Genomic DNA, 16,925 nt, shown 5'->3' on the forward strand with positions numbered 1-16,925 from the left:
ATTAACATTTCGTTACCGTCGCTCTTTATTTGGTTGATTCCGAACCGCTTAATAACATTATGAAGGCAATCAACGTCCTGCGGCGGGTTGCAGCCTTGTTCAAAATGCTTATCTTGCACGCCTTTTGGACGGTGTAGGACAAAACTGTACACATTATTCTAATCACGCTTTAATGAAAATTTTAGGTATCTCGGCTTTCTATCATGATTCGGCCGCGGCTCTTATAGATAATGGCGAAATTGTCGCCGCAGCACAGGAAGAACGTTTCACTCGTAAAAAGCATGACCCCGGTTTTCCCTCCAACGCGGTTGCCTTTTGCCTCGAATACGGCGGATTGTCCATCAACGAGCTCGATGCAATCGTTTTTTACGACAAGCCGCTTCTGAAATTTGAAAGATTGCTCGAGACTTATTATGCATTTGCCCCCAAAGGCGTACGCTCGTTTTTGACGGCGATGCCCGTGTGGATCAAAGAAAAGATGTTCCTGAAAAGGCTCATCAACGAGGAGCTTGAAAAACTGGGCTACGATAAGAAGAAGAAAAAGGTGAAAATGCTCTTTCCTGAGCACCACCTCTCGCATGCCGCCAGCGCATACTACCCTTCCCCATTTGAAAAATCGGCTATTCTGACCATCGATGGCGTGGGGGAATGGGCTACGGCGTCGATCTGTCTGGGTGAAGGAAAGGATATCAGTATCCTCAAAGAACTTCGCTTTCCGCATTCGCTCGGGTTGCTGTATTCGGCATTCACCTACTTCCTGGGTTTCCGGGTGAACTCCGGGGAATACAAGCTGATGGGCCTTGCGCCGTACGGTAATCCATCTTCGCCGGATATCAAACGTTATGAGGATATTATTTTGAAAGAACTCATCGATCTGAAAGAGGACGGGTCGGTGTGGCTCAACCAGGAGTATTTCGACTATGCTACCGGCCTGAAAATGGTCAACGAGCACAAATGGGAGGCGCTGTTCGGTTTCAAAACCCGCCGGCCGGAAGATGCGCTCGAAGCGGTGCATTGTAATCTCGGCCTCGCCATTCAGAATATTACCGAGGAGGCGGTGGTGAGGATGGCCAAAGAAGCGAAACGTCTTACCGGCGCGGATTACCTTTGTATGGCGGGTGGTGTCGCATTGAACTGCGTATCAAACGGTAAGCTGCAAAAGGCCAATATTTTCAAAGACATCTTCATTCAGCCGGCTGCCGGCGACGCGGGCGGCGCATTGGGTGCCGCCCAGGCCGCTTATCATATTTATTTCGGGCAGGAAAGAAAGGTTACCTGGAAGGCCGACGCCATGCGCGGGTCATACCTCGGCCCGACGTTCTCCGATCTCGACGTAGCGCTGACAGCCAAGAAGTACAAAGCCGTTTATACCTACTACGAAAATTTCAAGGACCTGGCCCGGGAGACTGCCCGGGTGCTGTCGGAAGGCAATGTGGTGGGCTGGGTGCAGGGCCGAATGGAATTCGGGCCGCGCGCATTGGGAGGCCGCAGCATTCTGGGCGATCCGCGCAATGCCGAAATGCAGAAAAAACTGAACCTCAAAATCAAGTACCGCGAATCGTTCAGGCCATTTGCGCCGTCGGTGCTGGCGGAAGATTGTTCCGAATATTTTGATTACGATGGGATTTCGCCTTACATGCTTCTGGTCCATCCGGTAGCCGAAAGCCGCCGCAAGCCGGTGCCGGCGAACTACGGCTCTCTGGACTTACGTGAAAAGCTCTATTTCGAGCGTTCCGATCTGCCTTCCATCACCCACATCGATTATTCGGCACGCATCCAGACGGTGCATAGGGATACCAACCCGCGCTACTACGAATTGATCGACACCTTCAAGTCGTTGACAGGCTACGCGGTGATCGTGAATACCAGTTTCAACGTCCGCGGGGAACCTATCGTTTGTACGCCCAACGACGCATATCGGTGCTTTATGCGGACCGAAATGGATTACCTGGTGGTTGGTAACTACATTTTTGATAAAAAACAGCAGCCCGAATGGCTGGAAAAAGATAACTGGAAGGAAGAATTCGTTCTTGACTAATCCTCTTTTATTGAGCGCTCGAAGCAATGGCATCTAAAATCGTTACCAGTATTGTCCGCATTCTGTTTCTGGGATTGCTGTTTGTTTTCCTGTTTTATCCGGACAAATTTCATATCAAGTTCGATTACCCGGGATACCCTCAAAGCGACAGCTGGCACGTCCGCCTGGCTAAATTCGCCTTCTGGTTTTTGCTGATCATCGAGATACTCCGCATTTTTTATTACGGCGTGGTCAAAAGCAAGGCAAAGGGGCTTCTTGCGAACATCGTGACGATTGTGACACCGCTGATTGTCGTGCTGATTCTCCTGGAAATCATATTCATGTACGTGCCGCAAAGCCATGAAGGCGTGCTTTCCAAAGCGTCGCAGATCTGGTGGGAGAAATATTGGCATCCGGTAAACTCGCTGGGCTATCACGACAAAGAGATTGAAAATGAGCCGGGGAAAAAGAAGGTTCTGGTAATCGGCGATTCGTTCGCGGCAGGGCATGGGTTGAAGGACGTGAACGAGCGCTTCTCGAACATGCTGGAAGCTAAACTGGGCGCCGACAAATACACCGTCTATAACCTCGGAATGTCGGGCGCTGACACCCGCGACGAGGTAAAGCGCTTGCAGGATTTCCCCGTTAAGCCGGACATGATTATCCTGGAATATTTCCCCAACGATATAGAGAAAGTTGGGCGGGAAAAAGGGCTGACACTTTCCGGTGCCGAACCTTACGCCGACCTTACCGGCCCGATGGCGACCGTCGTGAAGCGCTTTTACCTTCCCAATTTCATTTACTGGCAGTTGCCTCATACGGGATTCAGCACATTTGAAAAATTTGTGCAGACCGCCTATACCGATACGACAGTGCTCAATGCGCATTTGCGGGACCTTTCGGGAATGCTTGCTTACCGCGATAGCACCAAAGCGCAAATGTATGCGGTGTTTATCCCGTTCCTGTTTCAGATCGATAAAAGTGCGGGCTATACGAGGCCTGTTGAGGAATATCTGAAGTCGAATAATGTGACCGTGGTAGGCATCAACGACGGTGTAAAAAGGATTCCCGAAAAGGAGCGCGTTGTAGGAAAGAACGACGGTCATGGGAGTGCGGCGCTGAACCAGCTGATAGCTGACAGGCTCTACGAGGCAATAGGGAAGCGGTAACTCATTATTAATGTACAGGTTGTGCATTAAAGGTAATTAAGTCTTACATTTGATTTTTTAAACACTATATCAAAATGGATTTTTTGACAGATTTATTTGCATTCATGAAGGAGCGTAAGAAATGGTGGCTTGCTCCTGTAATCATTGTATTGCTCCTGATCGGGGTATTGATCGTGATCGGTGGTGGCTCGGCTGTCGCGCCTTTTATCTACACTTTGTTCTGATTCTTTCGGTTCGACGCGGATCAATCCAATTCATATCTGAAACCTTCATTCGGTAGCATTGCAAACCCGCAGTGCTGCCGATAACAATATTATTTTACCAAAATGAGTGAATCCGAAAAAGTCAAAGCGCAGCTCGTGATCGTGACCGGGCTTGTTGTTCTATACTTTATTTTCAAATCCCAATATCCCTATTTCCTGATCGCCGCCGCGGTAATCGGAGTTCTCAGTCTGGCGATTCCGGTTTTCGGCGATCTGATCGTGAAATTATGGTACAAGATCGCGGAAGTTTTGGGTGCGATAAACGGAAAGATCCTTCTTTCGTTGGTTTTCTTTATCGTTCTTTTTCCGGTTGCATTAATCGCGAAGCTCACCAAGAAAAACCCGCTGCACCTGAAAAAGGAGGATTCGGACACAGTGTTTACGGAACGTAACCACAAATACTCGGCGAAGGACCTCGAACAGGTCTGGTAGTTGCCGGATGTGTGAATTTCACCAAATACAAGGCCTGGGTTTCAGGCCTTTTTTTGCGGCATGCACGTTCGTAGAGCAGTTGCAGCATACCGTCTTTCAGGCCGAGATCGGGTACGTGGATAACGTTTGCGCCCGCCCAGCGCATAGCCGAGATATAAATGTCGCCGGCCGGTACAATCACATCGGCGCGGTCGGGGTTGAGTTGTAGTTTATTGATCCTGTCGGTCAGGGAAAATTGGTCGATATAGTCCCGCATTCGCTGGATTTCTTCCAGGCTGGTCGAACTTTCCGTTAGTTTGGAAGACAGATCGAACAGCTTATTGATGTTCCCACCCGTCCCGACAGCCTGGATCGGGCGGCTGTAATCCACATTCTGGTTGATCCATTCTTTGATCTTCAACCAGGCGTTTTTAGATTCTTTCCCTTCCAAAAGCCGCACAGAGCCCAATTTGAATGATTTGGCCTTGATTTTCTGTCTGTCCTGGTACAAGTTCAGTTCGGTACTGCCCCCGCCGACGTCGATGTGGATGTACTGTCCGTCGCCCAGTGATTGCACCACCACGTTATTGACCAGTTCGGCCTCTTTCTGTCCGTCGATGATCTGGATATGAATACCCGTGCGTTGTTCGATATGGTCACGGACTTCCTGGCCGTTGGCGGCCTCGCGCATGGCGGAGGTGGAACAGGCCATAAAGTCGTCGACCTCATGCAGTTCCATCAGTAACTGGTAAGCCAGCATGAGTTTCATCATGCGGTCCTCGCTTTGCGGGGTAATACGCCCCTGCGTAAAAACATCATGTCCGAGCCGGAGCGGAAACCGGACGTATTCGACCTTCTTGAAGCGTGAAATGCCGTCGTCATGCAAAACGGAAGAGATTTGCATACGGGCACCATTGGAACCGATATCTATGGCTGCGAATTTCAAAAGCTCGTCAAATGGGGGAGTTAATAAAGGCCAAAAATAGAATTTCGCGGACAAGTTTCAATATCCTGCCCGCGAAACTTCATGTGTAAAAGCTACATTTGACGGCCTATCTGATACAGTAGCTTCACTTTCAGTCCCGGTCCCGCGCTGTTCCTGAGTGGCGTAACGGGTTTGAAATAGTTGACCCAGTAACCTTCTGCCTGTACTACGATCGGGTGCCATGATTTCTCGATTCCTACTGCGAAATTCATCGACGTAATCGGCGAAATGTCGCTCTTCTTCGAGAATGTCTGGTTAAAGAACTCGTTCTTCGGTCCGCGGCAATCGTACGAAACGGTTTCTTTGGAAGACAGCCTGATATTCGTTCCCATGCTTGCATAGTAAGCCCAATCGTCTTTCACGGTATTCCGGAATGCCAAGGTAAGCGGCATTTGCACCACACGCTGATCGATCTTGATGTTATACAGCTGGAATATGAGCGGTACCTGGCCCGGATGTGTCTCTTTGAAATCCTTGCGGGCTTTCTCCCTGAAAATCGTCTCCGTAAAAAATTCCGCCGGTTTCACTTTCAACCAGGTAATGCCGGCCGCGATCGAGAATTTCTTTTTAATAATTACTTCCCCCAAGACTGTTTTCGCCTGGCCATTGCCTTCGATCTGATAACCCGCACCGAAGCGGTAAGGCGTTTTCAACGGTAATTTCGGGATTACGCTTTCCGCCTGGGCAAGCTGCTCGGCCTTTTTGCCGGATACCGGCGCTTTGGTCGGACGCATATGGTTGGCTGTTAATGCCTTTTGTACCTGTCGTGCCGAAAGTTTGCCTGCCAGCTCGTAATGCATTTTCCGTTGCAGCGAAATGCCGGTATGCATTTCCAGCAGGTTATCAATAGCCGCGACGCGGAATTCGTTACCGAATGTCCTGTTGCCCGCGCCATTGTATGGCGACCTCGGCAACGGGTTAGTTTCCGAGTTTACTACCTCCCCATTCTCCGCCGGTTGCGAGGCAGGCGCCTCGTGGGAAGCCTGCGCAGCGGCCAATGTTTCACGAGGCTCTTCAAGAGGGTGTTGCGAAGCTTTTTCATGGGCAGAATGCGTTGCCTCGTTGCTGTTTTCAGTTGCCCGAAAAGCCGTTTCCCGGGCAGGTTCCGTACCCGGGAGCCTTTCTTGTCCCGAATCCTGTTGCGCAGTTGATGCTGGCGTAGTCCGGCGATAATCGTGCGGCCGCAGCGAGGCTTGCAGGCTCTGGCCGTCCGGTGCCGTTTGCAGCAGGTAAACGGTGTCGGTTTTGGCGACTTGCGCCGGCTGGTTCCGGATCAGCTCGATCTGGCTCTGCAGATTTTTCACGTCCTGCACCAGATGGTTGTTCTGCGAGAGCTGGTTGATGTACATATAGGCCATCACCGACGTCACCGACGCAGCGGCGGCGTACCCGATCCACGAACCGTACTGTTGCAGGAACGACGGGGGTGTGTGGGCCTGCATATATTTTTGCATACGGGCCCAGTCCTGTTCTTGAAAGTCCGGTTCAATACTCTCTAATTTTCGGCGTATAGTATTCTCAAATTTACTAGTTTTCATTGCCTCTGAATGACTTGACAGCCCAATCACTTGGGAAGAGATGTGGGTAATATTGTTTGATCAAATGCTGCAAACGAGCCCGGGCGCGCACATAATGCGATCTTACCGTCGCCTCGTTGATTTGCAGCAGGTCTGCTATCTCACGATGATTGTAGCCATCCACCACGTATAACAAAAATACATTCTTATAAACCGGTTTGATCTGTTGGATCAGTTCCAGTATTTCCTCAGCAGTGATCTGACCTATTACATCTTCATCGAATTTGGGATAAGGGGCGTCTTCGAGCGCGATCACATCTTCGCTGTGCTTCCTATGTTTACGGTAATAGCTGATCGCCGTATTCACCATGATCGTCCGCAACCATGCCTTGAAGGGATGGCTGGGGTCGTACTTTCCCAGATTGTTAAATACTTTTAAAAATCCTTCATTTAAAACCTCCTCCGCTTCTTCCGTCGACGATGTGTACCGCAGGCAAATGCTTTTTGAATAGCCGAAAAACTGTTTATACAAATGCCTCTGAGCCTGGTTATCCCCGGCAATACATGCCGCTACCACCGACTCAAAGTCGTGTTCGTTAAAAGATATTTTTCTTCTAAAAAGCAAAGTCAGGGTATCAAATTGTCAGGGATAGAATTTCTCACATTCGAATACGTCCCTGCCCTTCCATCTGTTGCAAAAAATTACGAAAACTTTTGAAGGTTGGAAATATGGTTTGCCGCGAAAAAAATCGTGAAAAAATGCATCCGGCATGCAACATGGGCCTTGGAGGGGGCGTAAAGGCAGAAAACGGCTCGATGCCCGCTATAAAAAGACATTACCAGATCATACCCGATCGTAAAAGATATTTTGTTAGGGGTGAGTTGGAATACGGTTCTGGAACTTCCGGGGCCGTATTTATTTTTTGGAGGGAAGCATTTCCAGGGCCGATGAATTTTTGATTTCACCCATGACAAACAGGCTGTGCGTACTGCCGATGTTTTCCAAAGAGCCCAGCTTTTGCATTAAAAACTGCTGGTATTGCGACATATCGTCGACCACCACTTTCAGTAAAAAGTCGTAATCCCCCGAGATATTGAAGCATTCCATCACCTCCGGCATAGCCGAAACCGCTTTCACAAATTTTTCGCCCATTACCTTCGAATGCTCCTTGAGGGCAATGTTGCAGAACGCCATCAGCTTCTTGCCGACCTTCTCGCGATCAACCAGTGCAACATATTTCTTAATAATCCCTTCCTTTTCCAGCCTGCGCACACGTTCGTACACCGGCGTGTAGGAGAGGTTCAACTTTTCCGACAACTCGCGTGTTTTCAAAGTGGCGTCCTGTTGCAGCAAATGCAGGATTTTGGCATCGATATCGTCCAGATTATGCATAGATAGAATATCTTTATTCACTCTGTGAGACCTTCGAAGATAGATAAATAATTTGGCAAAAGTTCGGCTCTCAGATTTTTAATCTGAATTTTTTGATTTAATTGAATAAAACATCTATCAGCTTAAATTTGTCGATTCAAAAGCTATGTGCTTTTCCGGGGAAATGACAATCAGACATTTAAAACACTTATGGTAGCAACTCAAAAAGCAGATATCCGCGAAATTCTCAAACACCGTATTCTGGTACTGGATGGCGCTATGGGTACGATGATTCAGCGGTATAAATTGCAGGATCACGACTACCGGGGAGAACGGTTCGCAGACTGGCCGCACGACGTGAAGGGAAACAACGACCTGCTTTCCCTGACCCGTCCGGACATTATCAAGGAAATTCACGCCGCCTACTTCGCGGCAGGGGCGGATATTGCCGAAACCAATACATTTTCAGGCACGACCATCGCCATGGCAGACTATGGCATGGAGGAGATCGTGTACGAGCTCAACTACGAATCGGCGCGGCTTGCACGCCAGGTGGCCGATGAGTTTACGGAGCGAGAGCCGAACAAGCCGCGTTTTGTGGCCGGTTCCATCGGCCCAACCAACCGTACCGCATCGCTTTCGCCTGATGTGAACAACCCGGGCTTTCGTGCGATCAGTTTCGATCAGCTCGTGGAAGCCTATTACGAGCAGGTGAAAGGGCTTACCGACGGCGGTTGCGACGTCCTGCTCGTAGAAACGATTTTTGATACCCTGAATGCCAAAGCGGCGCTTTTTGCCATCGATAAATTTTTCGCCGATGCGAAGGACGGAAAAGTCGGGCATCTGGACTCCTGGCGGATAGAACCGGGCCAGGCGCTGCCGATCATGATTTCGGGAACGATTACCGATGCTTCGGGACGTACGCTTTCAGGGCAAACAACCGAGGCATTCCTGACTTCCGTATCACATTTACCATTACTTTCTGTTGGTTTGAATTGTGCATTAGGAGCGGATTTGATGCGCCCCTACGTGCAAATCATGGCCAAAGAATCGCCGTTTTATACCTCGGCCCACCCCAATGCGGGTTTGCCGAACGAAATGGGCGAGTATGATCAGACGCCGGAGCAAATGGGCGAGATCATTGACGGGTTTTTGAGGGATAACCTGGTCAATATCATCGGAGGTTGCTGCGGAACCACGCCCGACCACATTCGTGTGATCGCTGAGATAGCCGGCAAGCATAGCCCGCGGCCATTGCCGCCGTCCGAAACGGTGATGAAACTTTCGGGCCTGGAACCGGTGAAAATCAATGCGCTGACCAATTTCGTGAACATCGGCGAGCGTTGTAACGTAACGGGCTCGAAGAAATTCGCCCGCCTGATCCGCGAAGGCAAATACGACGAAGCGCTGACCATCGCCCGCGAGCAGGTGGAAAGCGGCGCGCAAGTGCTGGATATCAACCTCGACGAGGGCATGATCGACGGTGTGGAAGCGATGAAGACATTCGTGAACCTGATCGCATCCGAGCCGGACATTTCCAAAGTGCCCCTGATGATCGATTCCTCCAAATGGGAAGTGATCGAATCGGGTTTGAAATGTGTGCAGGGAAAATCCATCGTGAACTCGATTTCTCTCAAAGAGGGTGAAGAGAAATTCAAGGAATCGGCCAGGACGATCCTGCGCTACGGCGCGGCTACGGTGGTAATGGCTTTCGACGAAAAAGGCCAGGCGGATAATTACGAGCGCCGGATCGAGATTTGCGAGCGAGCGTACCGCATTCTGGTCGACGAAGTAGGCTTTCCGGCCGAAGACATCATTTTTGACCCTAACATCCTGACCGTCGCGACAGGCATGGAGGAGCATAACAACTATGCCGTCGACTTTATCAATAGTGTGAAATGGATCAAGGAAAACCTGCCGCATGCAAAAGTTTCCGGCGGTGTTTCCAACGTCTCGTTCAGTTTCCGCGGCAATGAGCCGGTGCGCGAGGCGATCCACACGGCATTCCTTTACCATGCGATCAAGGCAGGGATGGATATGGGGATCGTGAATGCCGGTCAGATCGGTATTTACGATGAAATTCCGAAAGATGTGCTGGAACTCGTCGAGGATGTATTGCTGAACCGCCGTCCGGACGCAACCGAGCGTTTGGTCAGCTATGCGGAAACTGTAAAAGATAAAGGTAAAACGCAAAGCGGGCCCGACCTTTCGTGGAGGCAGCTTCCCGTGAAAGAGCGCATTTCGCATGCATTGGTAAAAGGTATTGCCGATTATGTGGATGAAGACATCGAAGAATGCCGCCACTTGTACAGCCGCCCGCTGGAAGTGATCGAAGGGCCATTGATGGACGGCATGAGCATCGTCGGAGACCTGTTTGGCGAAGGTAAAATGTTCCTTCCGCAGGTGGTGAAATCGGCCCGCGTGATGAAGAAGGCGGTGGCATACTTGCAGCCGTTTATCGAAGCCGAGAAACAGGAGGGAGGAGCTTCTGCCGGCAAAATTCTGCTAGCAACCGTGAAAGGCGATGTCCATGATATCGGGAAGAACATCGTAGGCGTGGTACTCGGGTGTAACAACTATGAAATCATCGACCTCGGTGTAATGGTGCCTACGGATAAGATACTGGCGGCCGCGGAGGAACATAATGTAGATATTATCGGTCTTTCAGGGCTTATTACGCCGTCGCTCGACGAGATGGTGGGGGTAGCCAAGGAAATGGAACGCCGCAAGCTGAAAATGCCGTTGCTCATCGGCGGAGCGACCACCTCGCGTATTCATACGGCCGTAAAGATCGACCCGAATTATTCCGGGCCGGTGATCCACGTGCTCGACGCGTCGAGGTCGGTGCCGGTAGCCGGGAAGCTGATCCAAAGCGAGCAGAGCCAGGCCGAGGTGTTGGCGGATATCAAGGCGGAATATGCGAAGCTACGGGACGATCACTCAAAACGTGGCGGCGAAAAGGCGCACATTTCCATCGAAAATGCGAGGGTTAACAGAGCCAAAATCGATTGGGCCGGTTTCCAGGCAGTGAAACCCCAATTCCTGGGCACGCGGGTGTACGATGATTACGATCTGGCCGAAATCTCGAAATATATCGACTGGACGCCGTTCTTCCAGACCTGGCAGTTGCACGGTAAGTATCCCAAGATTTTTGAAGATGCCGTCGTTGGGAAGGAGGCGATGAAGCTGTACGAGGACGCGGCTGTCCTTTTGGGTGAAATCATTCGTGACAAATCCCTGAAAGCACGCGCCGTGGTAGGTTTCTGGCCGGCTAACTCAATCGGTGACGACATTATACTGCATCATTTTGAGGAGGAAACCCGTGAGGTGCCATGCGAACGTCATGGCTCGCATCAGCACATCGAGTACAAAATCAGCCGGCAGGGTGTCGAAAACCTGAATGCAGGAGAGCTGGCAGCCGACACCGCAGCGGTATTGCACCATTTGCGCCAGCAAACCCAGAAAGCGGCCAATCTGCCGAACTATTGCCTGTCGGACTTCGTTGCGCCGCTGGAATCCGGCCATACGGACTATATCGGCGGTTTCGCCGTAACCGCGGGTGTGGGTATCGAAGCATTGCTTGAAAAGTACGAAAAGGACCACGACGATTATAACAGCATCATGATTAAAGCCCTCGCCGACCGCCTGGTGGAAGCATTGGCGGAATTGATGCACGAAAAAGTACGCAAGGAGCTGTGGGGGTATGCAAAGGCCGAAAACTTTACAAACGAAGAGCTGATTAAGGAAGAATACACGGGCATCCGCCCGGCACCCGGGTATCCGGCCTGTCCGGACCACACCGAGAAACGCCATTTGTTCGACTTACTCCATGCCGAAGAACTTGGCATTACATTGACGGAAAGCTTTGCGATGTATCCGGCAAGCAGCGTTTCCGGCTGGTATTTCTCGCATCCCGAAAGCCGCTACTTCCCGGTTGGGAAGATCTATAAAGATCAGGTCGAGGATTATGCACGGCGTAAAAACATGTCGGTGGAAGAAATCGAGAAATGGCTTTCGCCCGTGCTCGGATATTGAGATCGACTTATTTAAAAAATGCAAAAAGAGGATAGATGGTTTCTATTCTCTTTTTTTGTGCCTGAAACATACTTTTTTTAACAAAAAGGCGTAATTAGGTGGTATGCCGCATCTTAATCAGGTATTTATACGCTATTTTTTGAACTTGCAGCAGCGGATATTTGCAACACTTAAGTGAGAACTTAATAGTTTATTAGCCATGAAAAGAAATATCTCTGTTTTTATCCTTCTCATCTTGCTGGCTTCGTCCTTTAAATACAGGACAAAAACCAGAGAGACAACCCAGCCAGTCATTACCGCCGGTTACGATAGCCCGGCGCACCGTAAAGGTGCCGTAAAATCCTCCCTGGACGCGGCTGTTGCCGATCTTCAAAAGGCAAACCTGGAAATGGCAAAGGGGAACCCCGAATTTTTCAAAACATTATGGTCGCGGCAGGATGATGTGACGATCTTTGGCGGTGCTGAAAATACGGACTCGAAGGGATGGAAAGCTGTCGAGGCCAGCCTCAACAATGTGAGTAAAGTTCCTGCTCAGGATGTAGTTTACACTTACGAAAAAATCGCCAGCCAGGAAGGAGTGGCGCAGGGTTACCTGATCCAGAAAGAACATTACCGGTTCGCCGATGGCCGGAATGCGGACCTGCATGTTACCGTCCTGTTCCGGAAAGAAAACAATGTCTGGAAAATTATCCACCGCCATGCCGACCCAATCACGACAGTTGTCAAATCAGACAAAACTGTTAAATAATTGCCTCTCTTCCTGATATTTCGAGTTAGTTGCCACCATGCGACTAATTTGTTGTTATTTTGCACCTTTGGTTAAAAAGTGACGACAAACTACGCATGGAGAGATTTACAGGGTTGCTAGGTATCGTATTGATCCTGGGCATTGCATTCGCGATGTCGAACAACAGAAAGGCTATCAACTACCGTACCGTGGCCGTGGGTCTGGGGCTTCAATTCGGACTCGCAGTGTTTATCCTCCGAACGGACATTGGCCAGCGGATCTTTCAATGGCTTGGCGAAAAGGTCCAGAAACTGCTTTCATTCTCCGACAAAGGTGCCGATTTCGTTTTCGGCACATTGGTAAGGCCCGACCTCATGCAGCGGGCGTTCGGGCCGGGCAATGATTTTGTCTTCTTCTTCAAAGTAATACCGACGATCATTTTCGTGGCGGTACTGGTTAATATGCTCTATCACCTGGGCATTATGCAACGCGTGGTGTCGATCATCGCGCGCGGCGTGTACTGGCTTATGGGCGTAAGCGGTGCGGAAGCGCTGTCCAATGTGGCGAGCACGTTCGTGGGGCAGGTTGAGGCGCAGATCATGATCAAGCCCTATCTCAAAAATATGACGAATTCGGAGCTGATGGCATCCATGACCGGCAGCTTTGCATGTATCGCGGGCGGGGTTATGGCGGTTTATATTTCGCTGGGCGTACCGGCTCCTTACCTGATTGCCGCGAGCCTGATGGCTGCGCCCGGCGCATTGGTAATTTCCAAAATCGTATTTCCCGAAACCGATAAATCCGACACCAAGGGAATGGTGAAACTTGAAATTCAGAAGACCCATGCCAATCTGCTGGACGCTATTGCCGCAGGCGCGGGTGAAGGATTGAAAGTCGGATTCAATGTGATCGCAATGCTGATCGGCTTTATTGCCCTGGTAGCTTTGCTGGATTACCTGCTGGGTTATATCGGCGGTATTTTTGCGTTTCCGCAACTGAGCTTCAACTTTATTCTGGGCAAGATATTCTCCGTTTTTGCGTGGGCCATGGGGGTGCCCGGCAAGGATATCGAAGCGGCAGGCTCGCTGATGGGTACCAAAATGGTCATCAACGAATTTGTAGCGTATCTCGACATGGTGAAGCTGAAAGACACGCTAGATCACAAGACGATCGTTATCACGAGTTTCGCATTGTGCGGTTTCGCCAATTTTAGTTCTATCGCCATCCAGGTGGGTGGTATCGGGGAACTCGCTCCTTCGCGCCGGGCGGATCTGGCACGGCTTGGTTTCAAAGCATTGATTTCCGGTACACTGGCTTCTTACATGTCGGCGACGCTTGCCGGATTACTCTTATAAATCAGGAACAAAAAACATCCAAGCAACATGAAAAGGGCGCGTCGGTTGCTCTTTTTGTGTTTTTGAAGGTTTCCTTTTGAAAATGTGCCTGTTCATTTGGCATAGAAGTTTTTGCTCTGTCAATATCCCGAAAACCGAAATCAACACATTATGCTATGAAAGGTATTAAACTCTTCTGGTCTTTGCTCAAAGACAGTTTCGACGAATTCCTGAACGATAACGGCATGAAACTGAGCGCCGCACTCTCGTATTACACCATATTTTCGCTGGCGCCGATGCTGCTTGTGATCATTTCGGTTTTCAGTATCTTTTTCGGCAGAGATGCGATACAGGGTGAATTGTTCGGGCAGATCAGCGGACTCGTTGGCGCTTCCGCGGCCTCGCAATTACAGGAAATCCTTAAAAATGCGGAGCTTTCCAATAAGTCGGGGATGGCGGCTGCTATTGGTATCGGCACCTTGCTGATTGGTGCTACCGGGGTTTTTGCGGAAATGCAGGACTCGATCAATTTTATCTGGTCCATCAAATCGAAACCCAAAAAAGGCTGGTTGCAATACCTGAAAAACCGGCTGATTTCTTTCTCGCTAATCCTTACCCTGGGTTTTCTGCTGGTGGTTTCGCTGGGTGCAAGCGCATTGGTGGATCTGCTGAGTTCCCGATTGGAGGCCCTGTTTTCGGAAGCATCGGTAGTGGTGTTTTATGTCGTGAACCTCGCATTGGTGCTGTCGATCATCACGGCATTGTTTACGGTGATATTCAAAGTGCTGCCGGATGGCGATTTACGCTGGAAAGAATGCCTTGTGGGCGCAGGATTTACGGCTGTTTTGTTCCTGATCGGGAAATTTATCATCAGTTTTTACCTCGGGCAGTCGGATCTCGGGGCAGCTTATGGCACCTCGGCTTCAATTGTGATCCTGCTTACCTGGATTTACTATTCGTCTATCATACTCTATTTCGGGGCGGAATTTACCAAGGTTTATGCGCGGCTCGATGGCGTCGCTATCGCTCCGAATAAACATGCGGTGCTTATCGTGCGGCAGGAACTGGACCGGAAAACCGGCGCGCAGGTAGCGGAATAAAAAAGGCCCGCATACACAATACAGGCCTTCAATAGCGTCATTGGGCAGGAGGCTAACGGATCACGAGTTCGAACGGCATCCTTGTTTGCATTCCCCCCCATATTCATTAGTTTCTTATACATTTTCACGTACGGAGCGAGCTCGCCGAGGGCTTTGTTGGTGGCTTTTTCTTCATTATCGCCCAGGAACTTGTCGATCATTTCGTCAAGTGGCCGCTTCTTTTCGGGATAGTACCGCACACGATATTCGCCATCTTTCAGCTTTGCGGCTTTGGCGGCAATCCTGATTGCATCGTCTACGCCGCCGAGAACATCCACGAGCCCATTTTGCTTGGCTTCCACCCCCGACCATACGCGCCCCTGCGCGAGAGTTTTCAACTTTTCCACCGGCATCTTACGACCTTCGGCCGCTTTGCGGGTAAATGTTTCGTATCCTTCGTTTACACTTTTCTGGATCATCGCCTTTTCGAAATCGGTCATTTCGCGGGTTGCCGTGGGCCAGTCGGCATGCGGACTGGTACCAACACCGTCGAAAGTGATACCCAGTTTGTTGTTCATGAAATCGGTCACATTGAAAATCAGCCCGAAAATACCAATGGAACCTGTAATGGTGTTGGGTTGAGCTACTATCGTATCGCAGCCCATTGCCATATAGTAACCGCCGGAGGCTGCCACGTCGGACATCGATGCGATCACCGGTTTCTTTTTGGCAGTTAGTTGGATTTCGCGCCACATCACGTCGGACGCCAGCGCGCTTCCGCCGGGAGAATTGATGCGGATCACGACCGCCTTGACCTTGTCGTTTTCACGGATTTCTTTCAGTTCCCTCACAAACTTGTCGGAACCGATGTTCTCGTCGCCCCCATCGCCGCCGGTAATCTCACCCTCTGCTACCAGCACACCTACTCGTTTGTTGAAATCGCCTTTTTCGACAGGGCCCGCGCTTTGCAGGTACCTGTTCACGCCCACGTAGGAGATGGTATTTTGTTCGTCGACTTTCAGTTCTTTTTTCAATGCCGTTTCGAGTTCATCCTGGTAGCCGAGATTGGTCACAAACTTGTATTTCAAAGCGGATTTCGGATTTTCGACAGCCAGGGAATCGGCCAGGTTTTTCAGCTCGCCGACAGGAATATTGCGGGATACCGAAATGTTTTTCAGGAAGTTGTTATTGATGGCGCTGATCAGTTCGATGGATTGTTTTTTGCTGGCCTCGCTCATATCCTGGCGGGAAAACATTTCGATTGCACTTTTAAACTCGCCGACCCGGAACACCAGCGGCTTTATTTCCAGTTTGTCGAACGTGCCTTTGAAGAAACTGTATTCGGCCGAAAGCCCGTTCCATTCAATGCTTCCCGCAGGATTGAGGTAAATTTTATCTGCAACGGAAGCAATGTAATAGCCTTTTTCGGAATAGCTTTCACCATAGGTAACAATGAATTTTCGGGATTTTTTAAATTCCAGCAATTGGTTCCTGATTTCTTCCAGAGTGGCCCAGCCCGCCTCGGGACCTTCTGTTTTTAGGTAAATACCCTTTATATTATCGTCTTGCTGGGCACTTTTCAATGCGTCGAGGATATCTTTCAAGCCAACCACACTTTCTTCTCCGCTGAACGGTATTCCGAATTCCGACAAGGGATTGTCTACACCTACTTCCCGGATCGGCTGGTTGAGATCGAGCCGGAGCACCGATTTGGCATCCAGCGTCACCTTTTCGTCCGAAGAGATAAGGGAGCCGATCGCTGTGAACAGGAAGAGGGACAGGAACACGAAGAGAATGAGGCCTACGAACGTCGCCAGGACATATTTGAGGAACTGTAACATAATCTATTGCTAACGGATTTAATCACTATAAGGTAACCAGGGAACAAAATTACGTATTAATTGTCGCGGTTGCAGGATGAAATAGTGTCAAAAGGTCGTTTGTGCCTAATAAGTGGTTGAATAGCCGTTCCAATTTTTCGGTCCGGACGAGCAGTTTTAGAAAAGCAGATTATTT

12 protein-coding genes and 1 pseudogene are annotated in these 16,925 nt (G+C 49.9%); 8 read left to right on the forward strand and 5 right to left on the reverse strand.

Annotated elements, in window-relative coordinates; genetic code table 11:
- The first annotated feature begins 172 nt into the window (after nucleotides 1-172).
- The 4 genes from ABV298_RS19350 to ABV298_RS19365 all read left to right on the forward strand — a co-directional run bounded on the left by ABV298_RS19350 (nucleotide 173) and on the right by ABV298_RS19365 (nucleotide 3,881).
- Nucleotides 173-2,038 (forward strand): carbamoyltransferase, encoded by a 1,866-nt coding sequence (locus ABV298_RS19350; RefSeq protein ID WP_353717823.1) that lies wholly within the window; start codon nucleotides 173-175, stop codon nucleotides 2,036-2,038.
- Nucleotides 2,039-2,064: 26 nt separating this feature from the next.
- Complete coding sequence (locus ABV298_RS19355) at nucleotides 2,065-3,186, forward strand: SGNH/GDSL hydrolase family protein (RefSeq protein WP_353717824.1); 1,122 nt, start codon at nucleotides 2,065-2,067, stop codon at nucleotides 3,184-3,186.
- A 74-nt stretch (nucleotides 3,187-3,260) separates the two neighbouring features.
- The gene (locus ABV298_RS19360; protein WP_015812275.1) at nucleotides 3,261-3,410 is read left to right on the forward strand and encodes a DUF5989 family protein; all 150 of its coding nucleotides are present in this window, start codon (nucleotides 3,261-3,263) and stop codon (nucleotides 3,408-3,410) included.
- 102 nt (nucleotides 3,411-3,512) lie between these two features.
- On the forward strand, nucleotides 3,513-3,881 hold the full coding sequence (locus ABV298_RS19365) for an SxtJ family membrane protein (RefSeq protein WP_353717825.1): 369 nt from the start codon (nucleotides 3,513-3,515) through the stop codon (nucleotides 3,879-3,881).
- Here the strand turns inward: ABV298_RS19365 and ABV298_RS19370 are convergent.
- The 4 genes from ABV298_RS19370 to ABV298_RS19385 all read right to left on the reverse strand — a co-directional run bounded on the left by ABV298_RS19370 (nucleotide 3,829) and on the right by ABV298_RS19385 (nucleotide 7,755).
- Complete coding sequence (locus ABV298_RS19370; protein ID WP_353717826.1) at nucleotides 3,829-4,806, reverse strand: phosphatase; 978 nt, start codon at nucleotides 4,804-4,806, stop codon at nucleotides 3,829-3,831. The two genes, ABV298_RS19365 and ABV298_RS19370, sit on opposite strands and share 53 nt — an antisense overlap.
- Nucleotides 4,807-4,898: 92 nt before the next feature.
- Complete coding sequence (locus ABV298_RS19375; RefSeq protein ID WP_353717827.1) at nucleotides 4,899-6,299, reverse strand: hypothetical protein; 1,401 nt, start codon at nucleotides 6,297-6,299, stop codon at nucleotides 4,899-4,901.
- A gap of 73 nt (nucleotides 6,300-6,372) precedes the next feature.
- Nucleotides 6,373-6,987, reverse strand: coding sequence for an RNA polymerase sigma factor (locus tag ABV298_RS19380; RefSeq protein WP_353717828.1), 615 nt, complete (start codon nucleotides 6,985-6,987; stop codon nucleotides 6,373-6,375).
- A 291-nt stretch (nucleotides 6,988-7,278) separates the two neighbouring features.
- Nucleotides 7,279-7,755 (reverse strand): Lrp/AsnC family transcriptional regulator, encoded by a 477-nt coding sequence (locus ABV298_RS19385; protein ID WP_291034644.1) that lies wholly within the window; start codon nucleotides 7,753-7,755, stop codon nucleotides 7,279-7,281.
- A 189-nt stretch (nucleotides 7,756-7,944) separates the two neighbouring features.
- Between ABV298_RS19385 and metH the strand changes: the two genes are divergently transcribed.
- From metH to ABV298_RS19405, 4 genes are all read left to right on the forward strand, one after another.
- Nucleotides 7,945-11,769, forward strand: a complete 3,825-nt coding sequence (metH, locus tag ABV298_RS19390) for a methionine synthase (protein WP_353717829.1) — start codon at nucleotides 7,945-7,947, stop codon at nucleotides 11,767-11,769.
- A 199-nt stretch (nucleotides 11,770-11,968) separates the two neighbouring features.
- Nucleotides 11,969-12,517 (forward strand): nuclear transport factor 2 family protein, encoded by a 549-nt coding sequence (locus tag ABV298_RS19395; RefSeq protein ID WP_353717830.1) that lies wholly within the window; start codon nucleotides 11,969-11,971, stop codon nucleotides 12,515-12,517.
- Between the two features lie 95 nt (nucleotides 12,518-12,612).
- Nucleotides 12,613-13,851, forward strand: a complete 1,239-nt coding sequence (locus tag ABV298_RS19400) for a NupC/NupG family nucleoside CNT transporter (RefSeq protein ID WP_353717831.1) — start codon at nucleotides 12,613-12,615, stop codon at nucleotides 13,849-13,851.
- A 155-nt stretch (nucleotides 13,852-14,006) separates the two neighbouring features.
- Entirely contained in the window at nucleotides 14,007-14,930 is a 924-nt protein-coding gene (locus ABV298_RS19405; protein WP_353717832.1) for a YihY/virulence factor BrkB family protein, read from the forward strand.
- A gap of 52 nt (nucleotides 14,931-14,982) precedes the next feature.
- Here the strand turns inward: ABV298_RS19405 and sppA are convergent.
- Nucleotides 14,983-16,750 (reverse strand): annotated as a pseudogene (gene sppA / locus ABV298_RS19410) (signal peptide peptidase SppA).
- Nucleotides 16,751-16,925 lie beyond the last annotated feature (175 nt).

Source organism: Dyadobacter sp. 676 (assembly GCF_040448675.1).
Taxonomy (GTDB): domain Bacteria; phylum Bacteroidota; class Bacteroidia; order Cytophagales; family Spirosomataceae; genus Dyadobacter.